At 42.7% G+C, this 22,292-nt stretch carries 21 protein-coding genes; all 21 read right to left on the bottom strand.

The genetic code is table 11. From position 1 onward, the window contains the following. Nucleotides 1-9: 9 nt before the first annotated feature. The 21 genes from G344_RS0107430 to G344_RS0107330 all read right to left on the bottom strand — a co-directional run bounded on the left by G344_RS0107430 (nucleotide 10) and on the right by G344_RS0107330 (nucleotide 21,855). Entirely contained in the window at nucleotides 10-927 is a 918-nt protein-coding gene (locus G344_RS0107430; protein WP_028255641.1) for a VirK/YbjX family protein, read from the bottom strand. 55 nt (nucleotides 928-982) lie between these two features. Continuing rightward, nucleotides 983-2,131, bottom strand: coding sequence for a Coenzyme F420 hydrogenase/dehydrogenase, beta subunit C-terminal domain (locus G344_RS11530; RefSeq protein ID WP_051245862.1), 1,149 nt, complete (start codon nucleotides 2,129-2,131; stop codon nucleotides 983-985). A gap of 273 nt (nucleotides 2,132-2,404) precedes the next feature. Next, nucleotides 2,405-5,854 carry a pyruvate carboxylase gene (locus G344_RS0107420; protein ID WP_028255640.1) on the bottom strand — a complete coding sequence of 1,150 codons (3,450 nt, stop codon included), beginning with the start codon at nucleotides 5,852-5,854 and terminating at the stop codon, nucleotides 2,405-2,407. A 268-nt stretch (nucleotides 5,855-6,122) separates the two neighbouring features. Beyond that, nucleotides 6,123-6,809 carry a hypothetical protein gene (locus G344_RS0107415; protein WP_028255639.1) on the bottom strand — a complete coding sequence of 229 codons (687 nt, stop codon included), beginning with the start codon at nucleotides 6,807-6,809 and terminating at the stop codon, nucleotides 6,123-6,125. A gap of 9 nt (nucleotides 6,810-6,818) precedes the next feature. After that, the gene (locus tag G344_RS0107410; RefSeq protein WP_028255638.1) at nucleotides 6,819-8,099 is read right to left on the bottom strand and encodes a M18 family aminopeptidase; all 1,281 of its coding nucleotides are present in this window, start codon (nucleotides 8,097-8,099) and stop codon (nucleotides 6,819-6,821) included. 226 nt (nucleotides 8,100-8,325) lie between these two features. Beyond that, entirely contained in the window at nucleotides 8,326-9,726 is a 1,401-nt protein-coding gene (locus G344_RS0107405) for an anion permease (protein WP_028255637.1), read from the bottom strand. Nucleotides 9,727-9,869: 143 nt separating this feature from the next. After that, the gene (locus G344_RS0107400) at nucleotides 9,870-10,697 is read right to left on the bottom strand and encodes an Mrp/NBP35 family ATP-binding protein (RefSeq protein ID WP_028255636.1); all 828 of its coding nucleotides are present in this window, start codon (nucleotides 10,695-10,697) and stop codon (nucleotides 9,870-9,872) included. A gap of 236 nt (nucleotides 10,698-10,933) precedes the next feature. Continuing rightward, nucleotides 10,934-12,127, bottom strand: coding sequence for an aminotransferase-like domain-containing protein (locus G344_RS0107395; protein ID WP_028255635.1), 1,194 nt, complete (start codon nucleotides 12,125-12,127; stop codon nucleotides 10,934-10,936). 126 nt (nucleotides 12,128-12,253) lie between these two features. Next, nucleotides 12,254-12,964 (bottom strand): TVP38/TMEM64 family protein, encoded by a 711-nt coding sequence (locus G344_RS0107390; RefSeq protein ID WP_028255634.1) that lies wholly within the window; start codon nucleotides 12,962-12,964, stop codon nucleotides 12,254-12,256. A gap of 5 nt (nucleotides 12,965-12,969) precedes the next feature. Further along, the gene (locus G344_RS11525) at nucleotides 12,970-13,551 is read right to left on the bottom strand and encodes a phosphatase PAP2 family protein (RefSeq protein ID WP_051245861.1); all 582 of its coding nucleotides are present in this window, start codon (nucleotides 13,549-13,551) and stop codon (nucleotides 12,970-12,972) included. Nucleotides 13,552-13,641: 90 nt separating this feature from the next. Beyond that, nucleotides 13,642-14,412, bottom strand: a complete 771-nt coding sequence (surE, locus tag G344_RS0107380) for a 5'/3'-nucleotidase SurE (RefSeq protein WP_028255633.1) — start codon at nucleotides 14,410-14,412, stop codon at nucleotides 13,642-13,644. A gap of 77 nt (nucleotides 14,413-14,489) precedes the next feature. Further along, on the bottom strand, nucleotides 14,490-15,749 hold the full coding sequence (locus tag G344_RS0107375; RefSeq protein WP_028255632.1) for a glycosyltransferase family 2 protein: 1,260 nt from the start codon (nucleotides 15,747-15,749) through the stop codon (nucleotides 14,490-14,492). A gap of 16 nt (nucleotides 15,750-15,765) precedes the next feature. Beyond that, entirely contained in the window at nucleotides 15,766-16,437 is a 672-nt protein-coding gene (gene pssA, locus G344_RS0107370) for a CDP-diacylglycerol--serine O-phosphatidyltransferase (protein WP_028255631.1), read from the bottom strand. Next, the gene (locus G344_RS0107365) at nucleotides 16,430-17,071 is read right to left on the bottom strand and encodes a phosphatidylserine decarboxylase family protein (RefSeq protein ID WP_028255630.1); all 642 of its coding nucleotides are present in this window, start codon (nucleotides 17,069-17,071) and stop codon (nucleotides 16,430-16,432) included. The genes pssA and G344_RS0107365 overlap by 8 nt, the downstream gene beginning before the upstream one ends. 14 nt (nucleotides 17,072-17,085) lie before the next feature. Continuing rightward, nucleotides 17,086-17,811, bottom strand: a complete 726-nt coding sequence (locus G344_RS0107360) for a WecB/TagA/CpsF family glycosyltransferase (RefSeq protein WP_028255629.1) — start codon at nucleotides 17,809-17,811, stop codon at nucleotides 17,086-17,088. A gap of 18 nt (nucleotides 17,812-17,829) precedes the next feature. Next, on the bottom strand, nucleotides 17,830-19,284 hold the full coding sequence (gene guaB, locus G344_RS0107355) for an IMP dehydrogenase (RefSeq protein ID WP_028255628.1): 1,455 nt from the start codon (nucleotides 19,282-19,284) through the stop codon (nucleotides 17,830-17,832). Between the two features lie 84 nt (nucleotides 19,285-19,368). Further along, complete coding sequence (locus tag G344_RS0107350) at nucleotides 19,369-19,557, bottom strand: 4-oxalocrotonate tautomerase (RefSeq protein WP_028255627.1); 189 nt, start codon at nucleotides 19,555-19,557, stop codon at nucleotides 19,369-19,371. A gap of 140 nt (nucleotides 19,558-19,697) precedes the next feature. Further along, nucleotides 19,698-20,048: a 50S ribosomal protein L20 gene (gene rplT, locus G344_RS0107345; protein ID WP_028255626.1), complete on the bottom strand. Its 351-nt coding sequence runs from the start codon at nucleotides 20,046-20,048 to the stop codon at nucleotides 19,698-19,700. A gap of 49 nt (nucleotides 20,049-20,097) precedes the next feature. Beyond that, nucleotides 20,098-20,295, bottom strand: a complete 198-nt coding sequence (gene rpmI, locus G344_RS0107340) for a 50S ribosomal protein L35 (protein ID WP_006555054.1) — start codon at nucleotides 20,293-20,295, stop codon at nucleotides 20,098-20,100. Between the two features lie 19 nt (nucleotides 20,296-20,314). Beyond that, nucleotides 20,315-20,872 (bottom strand): translation initiation factor IF-3, encoded by a 558-nt coding sequence (gene infC, locus G344_RS0107335; RefSeq protein WP_083963088.1) that lies wholly within the window; start codon nucleotides 20,870-20,872, stop codon nucleotides 20,315-20,317. 134 nt (nucleotides 20,873-21,006) lie between these two features. After that, nucleotides 21,007-21,855 carry a polysaccharide deacetylase family protein gene (locus G344_RS0107330; RefSeq protein ID WP_038155269.1) on the bottom strand — a complete coding sequence of 283 codons (849 nt, stop codon included), beginning with the start codon at nucleotides 21,853-21,855 and terminating at the stop codon, nucleotides 21,007-21,009. Nucleotides 21,856-22,292 lie beyond the last annotated feature (437 nt).

The following is a 22,292-nucleotide window of genomic DNA, read 5'->3' as shown; positions in this document are numbered from 1 at the left end:
AGCCCTATTCTATTTGCGTAAATATTCTTTGCTACAGGCTGCAATTTCTTCAATAAAAGTATCTAGCATTTCATAACGTTTGCGATACATATTACGCTTATGTGTCTTAGCTGTTTCATAGGTTTTACGCTCTTCCTCCAAGGGAATCCGATAGAAACGAGCATCCTCAGGACACACCGTTCCCCCCATTTCTTCCCAAAACGGATCAAAGCGAACTTTTTTAGATCGATTTCCTCGAATCAAATGTGTATTTGTATAAAATCCTTCGTCCGACACGGCATACAACGAATGTATTCCCATGTTTGTAGCCAGCTGCCGTAATAAAAAGAACATGAAATTTTTCGGACGATACCCAAACATTTTTTTGGTTAATTTTTTGGCATTCGCCAATCCTTCACGGTAACCTTGTATAGTCCCAATCCAAATGCATGGTTCCTTTTTATAGCCATAGCCGAGACGGAAATTAATATGATAAATTCCTTGGTCACCCATAAAAAGGAATAAGCTTAGGAATCCTTCCTTGCGTTGCCCCGTGTGAAACCATAACGTAGCGCGCAAATCCAACTCTTCATTACTCCAAATCACAACTTCTTGCGACTGGTCGTTAGTGTACATCCGACGAATGGCTTCTGTCGTAAAATACTGAGGCAATCTATCAAAATGATCCATAATACACTGCAAACGTTCCTTTGCCGTAGAGTTTTTATATAAAAAGATACGATTGATTACTTCATAGATCCCCACATGTTCTTCCAGCAAACCGGGAAAGGCCGTGTAGGTATCAAAGTAGGCTTTTAACGCCTGCAACTGGCTGTAGTTTTTATAGGAACGTAACGTATGTAGAAAAATCCGTCGTTTTTCTCTCCAGCTATGATATCCGTAAATTTCGCGACCCTGTCGCCATTGCTTCTTTGCATAAGTTAACACAAAAAATCCTCCTATATCACCTATTCGGTTTTTAATTACTTCATCCCGCTCTTGCTTAACGCCCTAGCAAACGACTCCAAAAGCTTTTCTTAGGTTCTTCTATATACGCCTTAACCGCCTTGCGGAACCGTTTCGTTTTTAAATCGTTGAACAAAGCTTCTTCCATATCCTCATCCACTTGTTTATCTGAGGTAAATCCGGCATTTACAGCTTTTTCTTTTTCCAGGTCATACGGCACGGCACGTAATAAGCGGCGATTATCTTCAACAATATCCAGACACGTTTTCCAAACTGCATCGCCTTGTTCCGTATTAAGTTGCACGATAGTCAAGCCTCGATTGTCCGCGGCAAAACTATCATCCACCGCCGACCACGCATCACTTATCGTAAAGTCAGACAAATGATGCGGCTTACGGAATTGACAACTCCGACAAGACGGCCGATAGCCATAGCCCTTCTCATATAATTGTACATACGAATTTCTTTGTGCTAATTCAAAAATCTTAACACTGGGCTTGCAGAATATTTTGACATACGGCTCTTTATAACCTTTATACTTCTCCCGAACCCGTAATGATACAACCGGTTCACCGTAATCCTTGTATAGTCCTTCCAAGTAGTACGCTAACAAGCGTGGCGAACTGACGCCGGAACATACGAAATCAATGGTAATCAGCGTTTCGTATTCACGTCCCAAAAAGGCTAAGAATCCCTCTATCTGACAAGGCGTCCCTGCATATAACACCCATTTACCATCATTAAGGAGATCTCTAGCCTCTCGCATAGTATGTTTTGTATCACTTTGCGAAAGCTTAACCCCTTGCAATTTAAAAATATCATTTAACTCGGTAGCACTGCGATGGCGCAACTCCATATCCGGGGAAAAAGAAGCACCGAATACGGTACCTCCTTTCTCAATGACATATCGTGCCAACATAGCAAAGATAGCACCGCCTGCTGCCGGTTCCAAAAATCCTTCATGCTCATAACAGGTCAAATACACTGTAGACTCGGATGTTAACGTCATCAGCGGCGTCAACGGAGGGCAAGCTGCTTCGCAAGCACCGCAAGAAATGCACACCGCCGTATCGATGTTAGGATATAAAAATCCTCGTTCATCGGGGACCATTGTTATACAATTCATCGGACAGGCATTATAGCAGGCACCACACCCATTGCATTCTTCTCTTGCCAACTCAAGCATACTTGACTCCTTCCTACTACGGCTTGTAGCCATCTCCACTGCAAGGCATTATAAAATACAGTATCTACATTCATCCATTTATTATACAACATATTGCTCCGTTTATTAAGTAGTCCCTCTATAATCCGTAAGAAAACTAAAAACAGCTCTTCAGGGTATATCTTACCCTGAAGAGCTGCTCCGGCTAAATACAAATTAACAGTCTATCATTCGCATATAGCAATTAATTACATAATCTGGCAACCTGTATGTACTATAAAGTAATAGTACCAATTACTGCTGACTGCCTTTATCTTCAATCTTCATGAGACAATCGCCACTTTCGATACGACTGCCTTCACGAACATATACTTCACCAACCAAACCGTCGATAGGAGAAGTGATTGTTGTTTCCATCTTCATAGCTTCTGTTACAATAAGCGGTTCTCCTTTTACAACAGCCTGTCCGTTTTTAACCAAAATCTTAACAACGGATCCCGACAAGGTAGCACCGATTTCGCCCGGCTGCGTCTTGTCTGCTTTATGACGAACTACACCGGTGGTCTTAACGTGTTTATCCTGAATTTTGATGTCACGAGGCTGACCGTTAAATTCAAAGCTTACTATACGCTTGCCATCTTCATCGGCTTCACTAACGTGAATCAATTTAATGATGAGCATCTTACCTTTTTCAATGACAACGTGAATAGCCTCACCGCGACGCATCCCGAAGAAGAATGTCGGCGTATCCAGGACCGAAATATCACCATAATCCTTGGTAAATTCTACATAATCGCTGAATACCTTCGGATATAAGCAGTAAGCAATTACATCTTCATCGGTAGTGCCGGCACCCATATCAGCTAGTTTCTTGCGTACATCTTCAAAGTCTACCGGCTGTAATGCTGCCCCCGGACGCTGCGTTAACGGCTGTTTTCCCTTCAATACAATCTTCTGTAACTTTTCCGGGAATCCTTGATACGGCACACCCAAACGCCCTTCAAAGAATTCCACTACCGATTGCGGGAAGTCCAAGGTTTCACCTTTTTCATAGATATCTTGTTCGGTTAAACCATTTTGCACCATATACAATGTCATATCACCAACAACCTTAGAAGACGGAGTTACCTTGATAATATCACCGAACATCATGCTGACTTGATGGTATACCTTTTTAATTTCCGACCACCGATCACCAAGGCCTACACTCTTAGCTTGCTGTTGTAGATTTGAGAACTGTCCGCCCGGCATTTCATGTTGATACACTTCTGTGCTCGGGAACGGAGAGGTGTGGTCTACCCCTTTATAGTATGGACGAATTGATGCAAAATAGTGGGACATACTTTCCATATAGTCCACATCCATAGACGGCTGACGTTCATGACCTGTCAAACCATAATACAAGGAATTCATACTCGGTTGGCTAGTACCATTAGCAAATGCTGAGTAAGCTACATCCACTACATCTACACCTGCATCAATGGCACGACCATAGGTATAAATGGCATTGCCGGCTCCTTCATGTGTATGTAAGTGAATCGGCAAATCAACAGCATCTTTCAAAGCGGATACCAAGTTATACGCAGCCTGTGGTTTCAACAAGCCTGCCATATCCTTGATAGCGATAATATTAGCCCCTGCATTGGCAAGTTCCTTCGCCATATTTACATAGTAAGCCAAATTATATTTAGGACGAGATGCATCTAAAATATCTCCGGTATAACACAAAGATACTTCAGCCAATTTATTCTGACTACGAACTTCATCAATAGCAACATGCATGTTGTCCAAACTGTTTAAGCTATCAAATACGCGGAATACATCTACCCCGTTTTTAGCTGCCAGCTGAATAAATTTGCGCACTACATTATCCGGATAGCTGGTATAACCAACAGCATTAGCACCGCGCAACAACATTTGTAAAAGTACATTCGGTACTTCTTTGCGGAACATGCGAAGTCGTTCCCACGGATCTTCATGAAGGAATCGATAAGCTACATCAAAGGTTGCGCCGCCCCAGCATTCCAGGGAAAACAGATTCGGTACACCGCGCGCTGCTTCACCGGCAACACGAGCCATATCGGCTGTGCGCAGACGCGTAGCAAATAAGGATTGATGAGCATCACGCCATGTAGTATCCGTAAAGTAGACTTGTTTTTCCTTCATTAACCATTGCGCAAATTTTTCCGGTCCCAATTCATCAAAGCGCTGTTTGGTTCCGCGCGGCGGTTCGATAGCCAGTGTCGGCGGTAACTGAATCGGTTCAAAATCAGGTAACTCCTGTTTACCCGTATCGGCATAACCGTTTACAGTAACATCTGCAATGTAACGTAACATCTTCGTACCACGGTCGCGTTCTTGTTTGAACACAAACAATTCCGGATGTTCATCAATGAAGTTTACGTTGCAGGTACCGGCCTGGAATTCAGGACTTTCCAATACATTTGTCAAGAAGTGAATATTCGTTTTAACACCACGAATACGGAACTCACGTAAACAGCGAAGCATCTTGTTAATAGCTTCCTTCGGTGTCAAAGCCCAAGAGGACGCTTTTACTAACAAAGAATCATAATACGGTGTAATAACCGATCCCGTAAAGGCATTACCACCGTCAAGACGAATACCAAAGCCACCGCTACTGCGATAAGCTAACAACTTACCGGTGTCAGGCATAAAGTTATTACTTGGATCTTCTGTTGTAATCCGGCACTGGATTGCCTGTCCATCACAACGAATATCCTTCTGTTCCGGCACACCGACTTCTTTATCGTATAAGGAATATCCTTCGGCTACACGAATTTGTGTATGTACGATATCGATACCGGTAACCATTTCGGTAATTGTATGTTCTACCTGAATACGCGGGTTAACTTCGATAAAATAAAAATTACCATCGTTGGTTACCAAAAATTCTACGGTACCAGCCCCTACATAATGCACATTTTTCATAATCTGAACTGCTGCATCACATATTTTTTGACGTGTTTCCACAGGTACGGCAAAGGCCGGTGCCATTTCGACAACCTTTTGGTGACGGCGCTGTACGGAGCAGTCACGTTCATGGAGATGAACTACATTGCCATGCGTATCCCCAATAACCTGCACTTCAATATGTTTCGGTTCTACAATTAATTTTTCGACATATACATCGTCATCGCCAAAAGCCATCTTAGCTTCTGATTTAGCACGATCGTATGCATCCCGTAGTTCTTCCATCCGAGACACGGCACGCATACCGCGACCACCGCCGCCGTTTACTGCTTTAATCATCAGCGGGAAGCCATGCGTTTTAGCGAATGCTTCTAATTCATCAAAATCTTTTAACGGACCATCACTGCCAGGAATCATAGGAATATTAGCTAGCTTTGCCTGGATACGAGCATTTACTTTATCACCAAACATTTCCAAATGTTCTACATTCGGTCCGATAAAAATAATGCCTTCTTCCTTACAGCGTCTGGCAAATTTTGCATTTTCAGACAAGAACCCGTAACCCGGATGAATAGCATCTACATCATGTTCGTGTGCAATGCGGATAATATCTTCGATATCCAAATAGGCATCAACAGGTTTCTTACCACGGCCTACCAAATACGCTTCATCCGCTTGATTTCGATGTAAAGAAAGAGCATCTTCCTTCGAATAGATAGCTACTGTCCGAATGCCCATTTCATTACACGCACGGAATACGCGAATCGCAATTTCACCGCGGTTCGCTACCAATACAGATTTTATTTCTTTCATGGTCTTTCCTCCTCACGAAACAGCCATCTCCCATCCTCACTTAGGAGATGGCCTCAAACCTATCTTTAATCCTACACCGTTGGCAGTCAATTGTCCATTAATTTATCTGCATATACATCAAAAACCGGCATTTTCCAGCAGAGCAAGACAGAAAAAAGGGAATGTCTATTCCGTATACTATCAATACGGCTTGCATTCCCTGTTTTTTACATGATTTCTATTAATTTTAATCATCTTCTGTCAATCATATATATTTGTCATACTTGCCTTATACATGACCAACAAAATACAATGCTTCCAGTAGCATAATAATCCCCATCAACCGTTTAAAGAAACGAATCCCCCTTCGATAATCAGGTTTAGTCACCAAACCAGCCAATCGTTCCATCCGATTGGTCAGCCAGAAAATCGGTATTATATCACCTAAAATAAAGGCAATCGTCATAAGTGATGCCAGACGCCACCCCACCAAAGCAATCCCGGCAATAAGCCAAATATAAATAGGCAACCGGTCATACCGCCACGTCGCACCCACACGGATACCTTGTACCATAATAGATAAGAGGCGTTGTGCGGTAGAACTTTTTCTCTCCGTCCGTCGTGCCGTACGAAGCCCTCCTAACGGAGCCGGATGAATAAAAGCAACCCACTCAAAACACTGCAATGCCATCGCCACCAGTAATGCACTCCATAAATAATAGGCGCCTTTGCCAATTATCGAAGGTCCCAATATCCAAGAAGACACCACTCCGATACCGATAACTGAAATAACCATCCCCACTGCGAAATAAATACGTTTATACACATGTCCGGCCAAGCGCGGTAAAATCGTCGCTACTGTTTCCGGCAATAATGCGGTAGTAAAACCGGCGAGAAAAAACAGTAACACAATCAAGCCCTGCCCTTGCCATGTTTCCAGACCATGTGAAATAAATCCAACATATGTATCCAGCATGTATATCACCTATCGTAAAAATGCCTTCATCAATGAATTTAATGCAGCCTGGTCTTGTATCCCCATAGTTTCTCGTGCAGAATGCATGGCCAATAACGCAACCCCCACATCCATGGTACGCATCGTCAACATAGCTGAAGAAATGGACCCTACCGTAGAGCCGCCGGGAATATCTGAACGATTTACATAACTCTGCCATAGTATGTCGTTTGTTTCACATAAATCACGAACCGTAGCCAGCGCCATTGCATCACCGGCATAGGATTGACTGGCAGCAATTTTTAATACTACCCCACCGTTTAAAATCGGTACATTGGTAATATCATTTTTTTCACCGTGATTGGGATGATATGCATGAGCTACATCGGCAGAAACCATAAATCCTCCGCTTATATCGGCACGACATGCCTCCGCCGATAATCCCAAGGCATCGTAAATACGATGGATTATAGTCGGTAATATCATGGAAGCACCGCCTTGTTTCGTACGGCTGCCTACCTCTTCATTATCGAAGAGAGCAATCACACGCAATCCTTCGGCTTTTGCCTGAGCCGCTTCCGTGATACCTGTCAAACATGCCACGCAAGATGTCAGATTATCAAGGCGTGGAGAACTGATAAACTCATTTTGTAAACCAAAAATACATCCATCCTCTGCCGGATACAATGTTAATTCATAGGATAAAATATCTTCTGCTGCACAGCCGATTTCATTTCCCAAGACTTCCATCCATTGTTTTTCCGTCGGTGTTTCATCACCGCACATCATAGCCAACGGTAACATATCTTTCTGACGATTGAGCGCTACGCCATCATTCATCGCTCGATTCATATGAATAGCCAAATTAGGAATTGTAAACAACGGTCTTTTCATATCAATCAAATATTGTACCGGAGAGAATGGTGATGCTCCACGGCATACAACGGCACCGGCCATTGACAAAGGTCGATCCAGCCATGTATTTAAAATCAATCCTCCATACGTTTCGACATTCAGCTTACTATATCCTTTTTCCTTACTGATAGGATTCGGTTTTACCCGTATAGCCGGGAAATCGGTATGCGCCGAGGCAATGCGCATGGAAGAACGCACCCGACGACCGATATGAAAAGCAAATAGTGTCGTTCCGTATACCTTCACATAATAATTACCTTCAGACAAATGCCATTCTTCATTCAAAGCCAATTCTTTAAATCCATTTTCTTCCAGTATATTGGCGGCACTGCTCACCGTATGATAGGGTGATGTGCTCTGCTTTATAAATGTTAACAGATGCTCTGCTGTTGTCATTCTCGCACCTCCGTTATAATTAGTATTATATTGCCTTTATTATATCACATCTACAGTTGCAACCAAAACAGCACCCTCTTCTATATAATTAGCGAGTAAGAGAGACACACTACTAACAGTAATTGAATCACAACAAAAAAAGAGCTATCCTCCGAGGAAAATCCATTGAAGGATAGCTCTTTTACGTCTAATTATTTATGTGCCCATAGAGGGGTAGTCAAACCCATTACCACAAGCCCAATACTTTCCACCATACAGAGCCGATACCAAGCCAAATAACAAGGTTAATCACCGATGCCATAAAGCCTAAGCGCCACCACGTATTTTGCGGTACATACCCGGCATTAAAGCAAACCGGCGACGGCCCGGCTGCATAATGTGTCAAGGACATACACAAGTTCGAGAAGAACGCCAAGGCCAACATAGCCAAGTACGGCGGTGCTCCGGCGCTGATTGCTACAGCAACGAATACAACATACATGGCCGAAATATGAACAGTAAGACTGGCAAAAAGATAATGCGAATAGGTATATACCAGTACCAAAATCAAGAAGGCTACAAACCAGCTGGTTCCGGCTACCTGTGCTCCCACAATTTTAGCAAACCAAGGAATAAAACCAAGCTTTGTTAAGAAGGATGCTAACGCCATCATGGTACCCATCCAAATTAAGGTATCCCAGCCACCTTTTTCTTCCGTTACGTCTTTCCATTCCAATACCTTAGTAACAAGCAGGATCGATACGCCAAGCAAAGCAACTACCGTAGCATTGATATGTGTGAATTGTCCGGTAGCCCAAAGAATCAACGACAAGATAAATACGCCAAGCATAACCTTTTCACCGTAGGACATAGGTCCCAGATCTGCTAATTCTTTACCAATCATCTTCTGGATGTCGCGTGTATCCTTCAATTCCGGCGGATATACCTTGTAAAGAATAAACGGCATAACGATTAAGGCAACAATACCGGGAACAATAGCAGCCATAGCCCACATGCCCCATGTCATTTCCATGCCGAAGGACTCAGCAATCAAAGAAGCAACCAACGTATTACCAGCCATAGAAGTCATGAACATAGCCGAGGTAATCGTATTACCTTGATAAATAACCTGAATCAAATATGCCCCAATTTTACGAGCTGTACTACCCGGTTCCGACCCAAAGGCAGATGCCAAGCTTTTTGTTATCGGGAAAATTACCCCACCGGCACGAGCTGTATTAGACGGTGTAGCCGGCGATAAAATCAAATCGCTTAACACCAATGCGTACGACAATTTCAAGGAACTACTACCGACGGCTTTAATCAATGAATAGGCGATACGTTTCCCTAAACCTGTTTTGATAAAGCCGCGCGAAAATAGAAAGGCTGCTACAATCAGCCAAATAGCAGCATTGGAGAATCCAGATAATCCTTCATTGATTTTCAAGGTATTCGTCAATCCGGCTACTACAATACTGATAATCGATAATGCCCCTATCGGGAGCGGTTGTAAAATAAATCCTAAAATAGTACCTGCAAATATAGCAAACAAGTGCCATGCTTGTGGCTTTAATCCATCCGGTACTGGTGTAAACCAAATGCCCACACCTACTACGATAGGAATAATCCACGATAGATACTTCTTCATATGGTTTTGCTCCTCTTTTCTACTTAGAAATATAACGAGTTACTATCCACCCACTAAAAAACCTGCCTGCATCAAAGACGCAGGCAGGTACATATCCTGTCTAGTATCCCCCTGAGTCGCCCCTCTCTACACCTACTTACCTATTATTGAGGTAATACGACATCTTCCAATCCGGTCTTTTCAATATCCTCAAGCTTACCGGCATCACATAATGCGGCAATATCCGGATTGATAGGAAGTCGTGCCATTAACAACAAATTATACCGTTTCAGCACTTCATCGATATGACTGTCCCCGAAAATTTTGTAATCTTTGCCATTGTCCGGGCAATGGAAATATGAGAAATTTTCCACTACGCCGATAATTGGAACCTGCATAAGATCTGCCATCTTTACGGCTTTTTCCACAATCATGGCTACCAAATCCTGCGGAGAGGTAACAACCACAATACCATCTAACTGCAAGGACTGGTATACGGTAATAGCTACGTCACCGGTTCCCGGTGGCATATCTACAAACAAATAGTCCAAATCCTGCCAAATCACATCGGTATAAAATTGTTTAACCACATTACCAACGATAGGACCGCGCCATAACACCGGATCTGTTTCGTTTTCCAATAATAGGTTAACTGACATAATATCAATGCCGCCTTTGGACGGTAATGGATACATGCCGGCTTCATCAACACGTGCCTTACCTTTTACACCGAATACTTTAGGAATCGACGGACCGGTAATATCCGCATCAAGAATACCAACTTTATAGCCTTTACGCGCCATGGAAATAGCAAGCATACTAGTCACTAAGGACTTACCAACGCCACCTTTACCACTAACGACACCGATTACATGTTTAACACTACTCAACGGATTTAACTTTGCCGTCAAATCCTGCGGTTGCTGTTGCGCACTACCGCATGTCGATGCAGAAGAACAACCGCTGCATCCGCCCGAACTACCACAGGCCATTATAAACACCTACTTTCATCAAGTATGTAACTATTTTTATATCCGGAGCACACGCTCCCACGTATGTTATTCTATCATACCCATTGTAAATCTTCAATATCCATCAAAAGCAAACTAAAAAAATAATCGATAATTTTCAATATTGGCATAACCACCTTATAAAAACTACCGATTATTCTTATTCTGCTGTCATTAACTATCAGTTAATCAAAATTTATAAATATAATCAAATTCGCTCAATCACCACATACTTCTTTTGTCAGCGCTCCTACAATCTTCATGCCTTCCACGATTTGCTCCTTCGATGGGAAGGTAAAGCTTAATCGGAAGGATTGACCTGCCGGAATTCCATCAGCAGCAAAAGCAGCACCTTTCACAATCCCTACCTTATGTTCCATACAGGTTTCAAAGAAAGCATCGCAATCCACGCCATCCGGCATGGTCATCCATACGAACATGCCTCCCGTCGGCGTTGTAAAACGCACCTTACTGCTGCCATACTTTTTAAATGTATCCAGCATTAAATCGCATTTTTCCTTATACACTCGGGCTACTTTTTTTATCTGTTCATCATAGTCTATCGTGTCTAACAGATGCGCCACAACCCGCTGTGTTACCAGCGGCATTTGACCATCGCAATTATTCTTTACCATCTGAATGGCTCCGATAATTTCTTCCGGGCCATATAAGAAGCCTACCCGCAAACCTGCGGATACAGTCTTGGAATAAGATCCAGCATAAATGACGCGATTATCTTCATCCATCGATTTAAATGTCGGTACAACTTCATCAGTAAAGCGGATTTCACCATACGGATCATCTTCATAAATCAACAAATCATACGTCCGTGCGATGTCATAAATAGCGCGACGACGTTCTAACGGCATGGTAATACCTGTCGGATTTTGGAAGTTAGGAATTAAATAAATGTATTTACCCTTTCCCGACTTTGCCGCCTTTTCAAGCGCTTCCGGAATCATACCCTTTTCATCCATAGCGATACCTACCGGTACTGCGCCGCAATTCCGCACTGCGTTAATGCCACTTGTAAAAGTATAAGCATCCATATACACTTCGTCGCCGTCTTCACATATAGTGCGAGGCACTAAGCCCAAATCCTGACCGGCACCAATAGAAATCAAGATAGATTGTCCCTCTGCCGGCATGTGTCGCACATTAATTAAGCGCTGCCGCGTAAGCTCTGCAAGATGAGCATCCCCCTGCATAGGGCCGTATTGCAAAATTTCAATTGGATTCGTATGAACTATTTCATCAAAGGCGTCTTGAATTTCCTTAACAGGAATTGCTTCCGATGCGGGATTCCCAATGCCGAAACTTATAAATCCCGGTATACCCGCTCCGCGTTCAAATACTTCACGGATAAAGTTTGGGCCTTTGTGCATTGATTTTTTCGGTAATTTAAATTTCATATGTTACTACCTCTCTCCTACTGTTTACTACCATGTCGCTCTAAAGCGACCCTACAGATGTATCCCATTATACACAAAAAGAGAGTGTCACGCAAAGCTACACTCTCTTTAACAACTTACATATATTTATTCTTCTCTTGCCTTGCGATAGCGACGATACAAATACCACAGTAGTCCGTAAGCCATAGTTGCTACCACAGCAACCACACCGAGGCGATTCATGTGCTCATGAAACATGACCGCATCATGACCGACGACTACCTCCAAAGCAGTAGAGGGAAACTTACCAATAAGATTAGCAATGATATAATCGCGTAAACTAATGCGACTTACCGCCCCCAATGCGGTGATAAGACCACTGGGGAAATACGGAATAGCTCTTGCGAACAGCATGACCATCAGTCCGTTTTTATCGCTAAAATCATCTACTTTCAGAAGAAATTTACTCTTCTGTATTAATGTCAAGGCCGACTCACGAAGAAAGTACCGCATGATGACAAAACTAATAACGACACCGACCGTTTCTGCCAGCCATGAGATAATAATGCCTGGAACTAACCCGAATACCAGTCCGTTAGCGGTAGAGAAAAAAATAGACGGCAGTACGCCAACAGCGTTAATGAATATGTCTAACACAAAACTGATGACCATAGCCATTGGGCCATAACTTTGCAATACGGCCGCTATATGCTTCACATCTCCGGTAACCGCCAAGTCTGCCATTTCTCGATAAAATCCGGGTTTGATAACTTCAATCCCGATCAGCAACACAATAACTGCTACAGCGAAACCTATCCGTATCCATGTTTCCGTCCGTTTTTCTCGTTTCCCCGACATACTCCTTAACTCCCTTGCTTTTCATAATGTGATTGCAATCGTATTAGCAAATGCTCCAGCTTTTCACTGATACTGATGATAATAAACGACGCGACAATACCAATAATAAAGCCACTGATTATATCCATTGGGTAATGTACTCCCACATATACCCGCGACAATGCTACCAATACCGCGATGGTAGTACAAACGCGCGCACCCCAACGCCGCCTAAAACAAAGCGACATAGCCATGGCTGCCGAAATTGCGGCATGATTGGACGGCCACGACGACGTTGCATCATGATATACCAAAAGATTGACAGCATGATCAATAAATGGCCGATCTCTAAAGAATAGCTGTGCTAGTATACCATTAATTGCCAAAGCCAAAACGGCGGCACACAACGCCACCATAACAGTGGTTCTATTGCGTAAACGTTTTTCCGCATTATCACCTCGTACTACCAGAGATGCTAAATACAATAGCATCAACGGAATACCCAATTTAGTAAAAAATACCATAGCCGCATCGAGAATTCTATAATGATTGGCCCATCCGTTGATCACCTGAAACCACTGATAATCCAGTGCTACCAAATATTCCATATGTAATTGCCTCGCTACACTACTCGTTTACAGGCATACTTCACCTGTTTTTCTATTATATGTATTATAAATGAAAATACAGTGAACCAATTATGCCTTCTTTTTAGCAGTTACCATCGTCGAAACAATTTCCGTTCCACCTTGATCCTGTTGCTGCCATCCCAACGCCACAACAGTAATCCGTCCCTCTTTAATAGAGGTTACATCGGTAGGACGATCTTCTCCTTTAAAAACAAGACTGCCCCCTATGTGGTATTGCACTCTGCCATCCGGTAATTCCTCTCGGCGTACAATACCATCATAGGGCATGAGACCCTGATTGACTACGTCGCAATGCTCCCAATCACAGCATCCCGTAAGCGGGAAGTTCATGTTCAACATACCGTAATAGTCCTGATGTTCAAAAACTTCTTCAATGAAGTCACATACGAAAGGAATAATTTCTTTTCCTCGTTCTTCGGAAAATTTTTCCACAGATACAGCCAACCCAGGGACACCGAAGAAAAGCCCTTCCATACCAGCCCCTACCGTACCGGAATACAACGCATCGGATCCGAGATTGAATCCATTATTTATACCGGATACTACCAAATCAGGTTTATCATCCTTTAATAAATAGGAAAGTGCAAATTTAACACAATCCGTTGGAGTCCCCGTTAATGCATAGCGCCGAGGATTTACCCCCTCTCCATTCATTTCAATAAGCTGTACGGGATTATGAATTGTCAACGCATGCGATTTTGCACTCTGCTCTTTCTCCGGTGCCACAACCGTAACACGATGTTTCTGTGCCAGCCTATCTGCCAACGCTATAATCCCCGGAGCCATAATACCATCATCATTACTTACTAAAATATGCATTCCATCACCTTTCTTTTATTGTACAAAAATAACCGGGTCATAACTGGCTCCGGTTATTTTTACGTATACATTTCTCTTTACTTATCTTTATCTACATCACCCATACGCGTGAGTTTCACTTCACCCAAAGCCACTCCTCGCGTATGCTGCGTATGCGCCCACACTTTATCATGACGATTCAAATATCCCAAGAAAGTTACCGGTACCCAGGTGTACATAAAAATCGGATATACCAGATAGTACAACCACACTTTAGGCGGAACCTTAATCGTTGCCAATACAATCAGAGGGAACAAATACTGCCCGATACCAATAATTGTCCATACTGTAACCGGCAATATTTGATAAATAATATTCGTATACACCGGCACAAAGGCATTGATATAGGTCATAATCAAATAGAACGCTGACAGCAATAAGAAATAAGGCTGACTAATTTGGATAATTCCATCCAAAATACGATAATTGCCTTGCTTAATGCCTTCGACAAATAGTTTGGGAATATACCGTTCTCCACAATCAAAATGGCCTTGTGCCCAACGCTTACGTTGTCTCCAGGATTGCATAAATCCCAACGGTTTTTCATCATACACAATTGCATCATGAGCCCACGTTGTCTTTACACCGTGAATCAACAATTTCATAGAAAATTCCATGTCTTCTGTCAAACAGTTACAATCCCAACCGTAGTCACGAATAATGTCGGTACGAATGCACATTCCTGTACCACCGAGAGCCGTGGATAAGCCAAGATTATACTTTGCCAAATGCCACATGTGGTTTACCATCCAAAAGGCAATGGCAAACGTCCCGGCTACCCAAGTATCTGTCGGATTTTTAGCATTCAGATAACCTTGAATAACAGGTTCGCCTTTTTCCAAGTGATTATTCATTTCCAAAAGGAAATTAGGATGCACCAAATTATCGGCATCGAAAATAACAAAAGCATCATATGTACGCTTCATGGCAAAAACACGATCAAACATCCAGCCCATGGCATACCCTTTACCTACTTCTTTATCATTGAAGCGTTCATATACAGTAGCACCGGCTTTAGCAGCTACCTCGGCTGTTTTATCGGTACAGTTATCAGCGACTACAAAAATATCGTACAGCTCTTTAGGATAGCGTAAAATTTGCAGATTTTCCACCAATTGTCCTACAACAGCTTCTTCATTATGTGCACAGACAATAATTGCAAATGAGTTTTTAGGCGCATATTGCTTTTTCTCTTTTCTTCGCCACATTCCGAATACCGCTAATATAAAATAATAAATTGTATAAAATACAATGATTACTTGTAACGGAATCATGACAAGGTCAAGAAGGTAATCCATTTACGTCCTCCGCCCCTTACTGTTTTATTAGTGTAATTACAGTATTGCAAATACCAAATACCGCATATAACGAAAAAATCAATACCGGCCAGGAGTGCCAATCAAGAACCAATGCAATCACCGCTAATACAGCTACAATAAGTAACGCCGGCATATGCACCGGATCAGCACCTTTACCTTTAAAATCAGGATGATGGACATTACTTACCATCAAATACCCCACAACAATCATAGCTATCATCAATAGCCATGCCGGTATGTGAATACCACTCAATACATACGCAGCTGCCATACAACCGGCTGCCGGAATTGGTAATCCTAAAAAGTACCCATGTACATCATCCGCCATAATATTAAAGCGTGCCAGACGGAAAGCGCCTAAGACAGAGAATACCAAAAGTGGTACATAGCCTAGCCAACCATATTCTGTAAGCTCACGAGCAAATAGCATAAACGCAGGAGCAACACCAAAGCCGACTACATCGGCTAAGGAATCTAGCTCACGCCCCATCGGCCCGGACACGCCTAATGCTCGAGCCACACGCCCGTCACAGCCATCAGCCAGCAATGATAAAAATACGCAGACAGCAGCTGCCGTAAAGTTACCTTGCGCCGAAAATGTAATACCGATAACACCAAATGCTAAATTAGCACCGGTAAATAGGTTTGGAAAAATTGATTTATTCATCGTTCAGCCTCCCGACAATAGTTTCTCCGCCCTTAACATGATCTCCCTTTTTAACGCAAATCGTCACGTTTTTTGGTACAAAGAGCTCCGTACAGGAACCGAACTTAATCATACCGTAAAGCTGCCCCTTTTCCAGGTTGCTATCCAAATCAGTCCAAGACACAATACGCCGCGCTAACAAGCCCGCAATTTGTGTCACCAAAATAGATATACGCCCATTGTCAATCCCGATAGAATGACGTTCATTTTCATAACCTACCGAGGATTTATACGCCGGTAAAAATCCGCCGCATGTATATTGTCTAAAGGTAATCCGACCTGCCATCGGTGCCCGATTGACATGCACATCGAACACAGATAAGAAAATAGTTACCTTTTTGCATTCAGTGCCAAGAAATGTATCTTCATATACTTCGGATACATCCATCACCTTCCCGTCCGCAGGAGAAACCAATACATTGGGATCCTCCGGAATTTGTCGCTTAGGACTACGGAAGAAAAAAGTAAAAAAACAAGCTAATATGAAAGGAATAATTGCTACGTATACCGAAACAAAATATCCGACAAGAAAAGCAACAAGAAAAGTAATCCCTATGAACGGATACCCTTCTTTTACAATAATCCCTGTGGGCATCGCGCACCACCTCTCTATTTTTTTGCTGTTAATACGGCCCACATAAACCGCGGTAACGCCAACATCCGCAAGATGCGTTGCGGCTGCTTAGCCAAGCGATACAGCCACTCAATACGATTGCGTTGCATCCACAACGGTGCTCGTTTTACTACACCGGCCATAACATCAAACGACCCACCTATGCCAATAGCTACCACACCATCCAAATGTGCCAGCTTCTGGCTAATCCATTTTTCTTGCTTAGGCACACCCAGCGCTACCAGTACCAGCTTAGCACCGCTTTGGGCAATAGTATCTATAATACGTGCCTCTTCTCGGTCATCAAAAAAGCCGGAATGAGTACCGACTACGACTAATGAACCTACTTTTTTTTCTACATTACGAATCGCCTGTTCAGCCACTCCCGGAGCCGCCCCTAAACAATATACCGGTGTTCTCCGTTTAGCTGCTTCAGCAAGCAATGCCATCGACAAATCACAACCGGCTACCCTTTCAGGGAAATGTTGTCCTTTCTGTTCACCGGCCCAAAGCACGCCGGCACCGTCTGCCACAACTAATGCCGCATTGCTTAATATCGTATGTAATTCTTTATCCCGTCGCGCTAACATGACCATTTCAGCGTTAGCCGTGGCTACTAAATGTAGCCCCGGCTCTTCATACATATGTTGTACGCGCTGAATTGCTTCCTTCATGGTCACTACGTCAACAGGTACGCCTAACACGTCTACTTGTTTACGCAAAACCTTACACCTCATCTATCAGCCGCTGTAATTCGGTGCTTCTACCGTGATACTTACATCATGCGGATGGCTTTCCTTCAAACCGGCAGCTGTAATTTGGATAAACTGTGTATTATTCATCATTTCTTCGATAGTATGGCAGCCGCAATATCCCATGCTGGCTCGTAACCCACCTACCATTTGGAAAATTGTATCAGCCGCAATTCCCTTGTATGGTACACGGCCTTCAATGCCTTCCGGCACTAATTTTTTTGCTTCCGACTGGAAGTAACGATCCTTACTACCAAGCTTCATAGCGCCCAAGCTACCCATACCACGATATACCTTATAGCTACGTCCTTGATAGATCACCGTTTCACCCGGACTTTCTTCCGTACCGGCCAAAATATTGCCCATCATAACTACTTGAGCACCGGCGGCAATGGCTTTGGCAATATCTCCGGAGTATTTTATACCACCATCAGCAATAATTGGAATACCGTACCGATGCGCCACTTTAGCACTTTCATATACAGCTGTTATCTGTGGAACACCGATACCTGCAATAACACGAGTCGTACAGATGGAACCAGGGCCGATACCCACCTTAACCGCATCTGCTCCGGCTTCAATTAACGCTTCTGTTCCGGCTGCGGTAGCCACATTCCCGGCAATAACAGGAACATGCGGTACTGCTTTTTTCAGTTCCTTCAACGTACGGAGTACACCGGCAGAATGACCATGTGCTGTATCAACAATCAATACATCGACCTTGGCCGCTACCAATGCATCCATACGATCATACAAATCCTTACTTACGCCGACAGCTGCACCAACCAAAAGACGGCCGCTTCCATCTTTGGCGGAATTAGGATATTTTGTTGCTTTTTCAATATCTTTAATGGTAATTAACCCTTTAAGGTTTCCGTCTCCATCTACTAACGGCAATTTTTCGATACGGTGAGCACGCAAAATTTCCTTTGCCTTTTCCAACGATGTGCCTACCGGTGCCGTAATTAGATTTTCATGTGTCATTACTTCGCCAATAGGTCGCGCCAAATTGCTTTCAAAGCGCAAGTCGCGGTTAGTGATAATACCAACAAGTTTACCGTTTACTGTAATCGGCACACCGGAAATGGAGTATTTCTTCATCAATTCTTCCGCATCGGATAATAAATTCTGCGGACTAAGATAAATGGGATCAACTATGATACCATGCTCTGAGCGCTTTACTTTGTCGACCTCATGGGCCTGCTCTTCTATCGACATATTTTTATGGATAACACCGAGGCCGCCTTCACGTGCCATGGCGATAGCCATCTTGGATTCCGTAACAGTATCCATACCAGAACTGATCATCGGAATATTCAATTTAATGTCGCGTGTCAAATACGTAGTTAAATCCACTTCATGTGGCAATACATCTGATGCTGCCGGAACCAACAGCACATCGTCAAAAGTCAAGCCCCGTAGACCAAACTTATCTTCTCTCATGGTAACTTCCTTTCTCCTTACTTCAATACGCCTTCCGTGTGCAAGCGCTGTATAGCAGCGCTGTAATCAACATCTTCCTATATTCTATTTACGTTCGGAACGTAAAACGCCGCCTTCCATAAATTCATCGGCTTTCATATCAACAAAGATAACCTTTACTGCTTCTACCGGTACCTTTACGATATCAACAGTTGCTTTCGTAATTGCTTCCCCTAACTGTTTCTTCTGTTCCTTCGTACGACCTTCTACTAATTCTACATGAATGATTGGCATATCCATTACCTCCATCATTAATAAAGAGAAATAAATTCTATTCCCTTATTATAAGCGAAATCTCCTAATCTGTATATAGAAAAAGAGGGCTCATATATAGAAATAGAGTTGTAACCTATGGTTACAACTCTACTAGTTTCTTATGCGTTTTTAGCTACTTCAACGAGCTTAGCAAATGCAACAGCGTCGTTTACAGCAAGGTCAGCTAACATCTTACGGTTAACTTCTACGCCAGCCTTAGTAAGACCAGCGATGAAACGGCTGTAGCTCAATCCGTTCATGCGGCTTGCTGCGTTGATACGAGCAATCCATAATTTACGGAATTCACGTTTCTTAGCGCGACGGTCACGACGAGCATAATATAATGCTTTCATTACCGTTTCGTTAGCTTTTTTGAATAAGCGGCTGCGGGTTCCGCGATAACCTTTAGCTAATTTTAAAATTTTCTTATGACGTGCATGAGCGGTAACGCCCTTTTTTACTCTAGCCATTATTATCTATATCCTCCATTACTCTACGAATTAACGATTAGATTCAATCTTAAGCGTACGGCAAGCATTTAGCTACGCGTTTGTAATCAGCTTTGCTTACCAAAGTAGCCTTGCGAAGATTGCGTTTACGAGCCGGAGATTTCTTTTCCAAGATATGGCTCTTGAACGCTTTAGCGCGTTTGAATTCACCGCTACCTGTCGGTACAAAACGTTTAGCCGCTGCACGGCGGGTTTTAATCTTTGGCATAATTAATAATCCTCCTCAATTAACCTTTCTTTGCTAATATCATCGTCATGTTTCGCCCTTCAAGCTTAGCCGCTTTTTCAACAACAGCTTGTTCTGCCAATTCCTCAGCAAATCGGGTTAATACATTATGTCCTAATTCGGGGTGGCTTAGCTCACGTCCGCGGAACATGATGGTAACTTTCACCTTGTTTCCCTCACCAAGGAACTTGGACGCATTCTTCATCTTCACATAAAAATCATGATCTTCAATGTGCGGACGAAGTTTCACTTCCTTCAAGGTAAATGTTTTTTGTTTCTTCTTCGCTTCCTTTTCACGTTTCTGCTGTTCATAACGATATTTGCCATAATTCATAATACGACAAACAGGTGGTTTGCCGTTCGGTGCTACTTCGACAAGATCCAACTGATGTTCCTCTGCCAAAGCCAACGCCTCTCTTGCAGACATAATACCCAACTGCTCGTTATCAGCACTCACCACACGAACTTCACGGGCGCGAATTTCTTCATTAATACGCGGCGTATCCTTGCTAATGATAGTCACCTCCACAAAATAAATAAAACGGACAGCATACGCCATCCGTTGACTCATCGTAATATAATAACCTATTGCTTCATGGCAAAAGGTGAGAAGCGGATGGCCTCTACTTCTTAATTAGTACTCATACATGATAATACACTTTTCTCTTGCTGTCAAGATGTCTTTTTACTTTTTTAAATCAAAGGCACCTTAGAAGCAATTTCTACATAACCATGATCACGTAACGCATCGCGTAACTTCCACATACTACCTACGAGATCAGCCATGTGCAGTCGTATACGCATACTCAAGAATGGATCGTCCCCTTCAAACACAGCCAGCCGCTGCAATGCTAAAGGATTATCACCGCGCCGAGCATTCCCGGTCGTTACCGTTAGGCCCAGACGATAACCTGTGTCCTTGGTGGCTTTCAACACCGTATCGTTGTAAAACCCACAAGGATATGCCACATAACGCACCGGCTTATGCAATATATCTTCCAAGATTAACCTGGATCGCATCAATTCCGATTCAACGTTTGCTTGATTCATCTTCGTCAAATCCTTATGACTATATGTATGCGACTCAACATCAATGCCATTTTGTTGCATAGTCCGCAACTCATCAGCCGTCATAAACCGCGGTGCTCCAACAGAATCACCAATCATAAATACAGTTGCCTTCATCCCATATTTTTTTAGAATCGGCAACGCATTTTTATAATTGTCTTGATAGCCATCATCAAAGGTAATCACCACTGCTTTATCCGGCAATGCTTTACCTTCCTCCAAAAACGCATATAACTCATCTAAGGTAATTGTATGATATCCGTTATCGTGCAGGTATGCCATTTGTTGTTCAAAATGAGGCACCTGCATAGTAAGTGGTGAATAATTCACATCATTCACTTGATGATAATTAAGGATAGGTACTCCTGCGATAGTAGAATAAGAGGCTGTCCACCAACACCCACCTATATACATTGCCGCACCTAAAATAAATATACCTACAACCGTACACCAATATTTTATTTTTCGTTTCATACCCTTATGACTCCATTCCTATCCGTTCACCTGAATGTTGAGGTATTTTCACCTACATCATCGTCATTACACCGACTATGTAATGCGTTATAAAAATAGCACACTTCGCCGTGACTTTCAATATCTTGACCTATGAAATTTATTGGTAAGAACTCCTTCTATTATAGATAAGTCATAAATTATGTAATTGTATTTCATAAAGCCTTCTCATCTATCTCATATAGTAATAATCTATTTTCTCTGTGCGTACAAATATAAACCCTTTGTCTGTGCGCTTCTCAATTATTGAGAATACGACCGGAGCAGTTCTGTATATTGTATCTCCTCAATATATACATTACAGTGATACACATATGCGTCATTGATATACCTATAACTATTCTATAGAAAAAATTTTTATGCTATTATGTTGACGAGGACCAATCTATAAAATACAA

This window comes from Veillonella magna DSM 19857 (assembly GCF_000428745.1).
Taxonomy (GTDB): domain Bacteria; phylum Bacillota; class Negativicutes; order Veillonellales; family Veillonellaceae; genus Veillonella_A; species Veillonella_A magna.
Note: the sequence above shows the minus strand (reverse complement) of the source record. Positions and strands in the feature narration are given on the sequence as shown.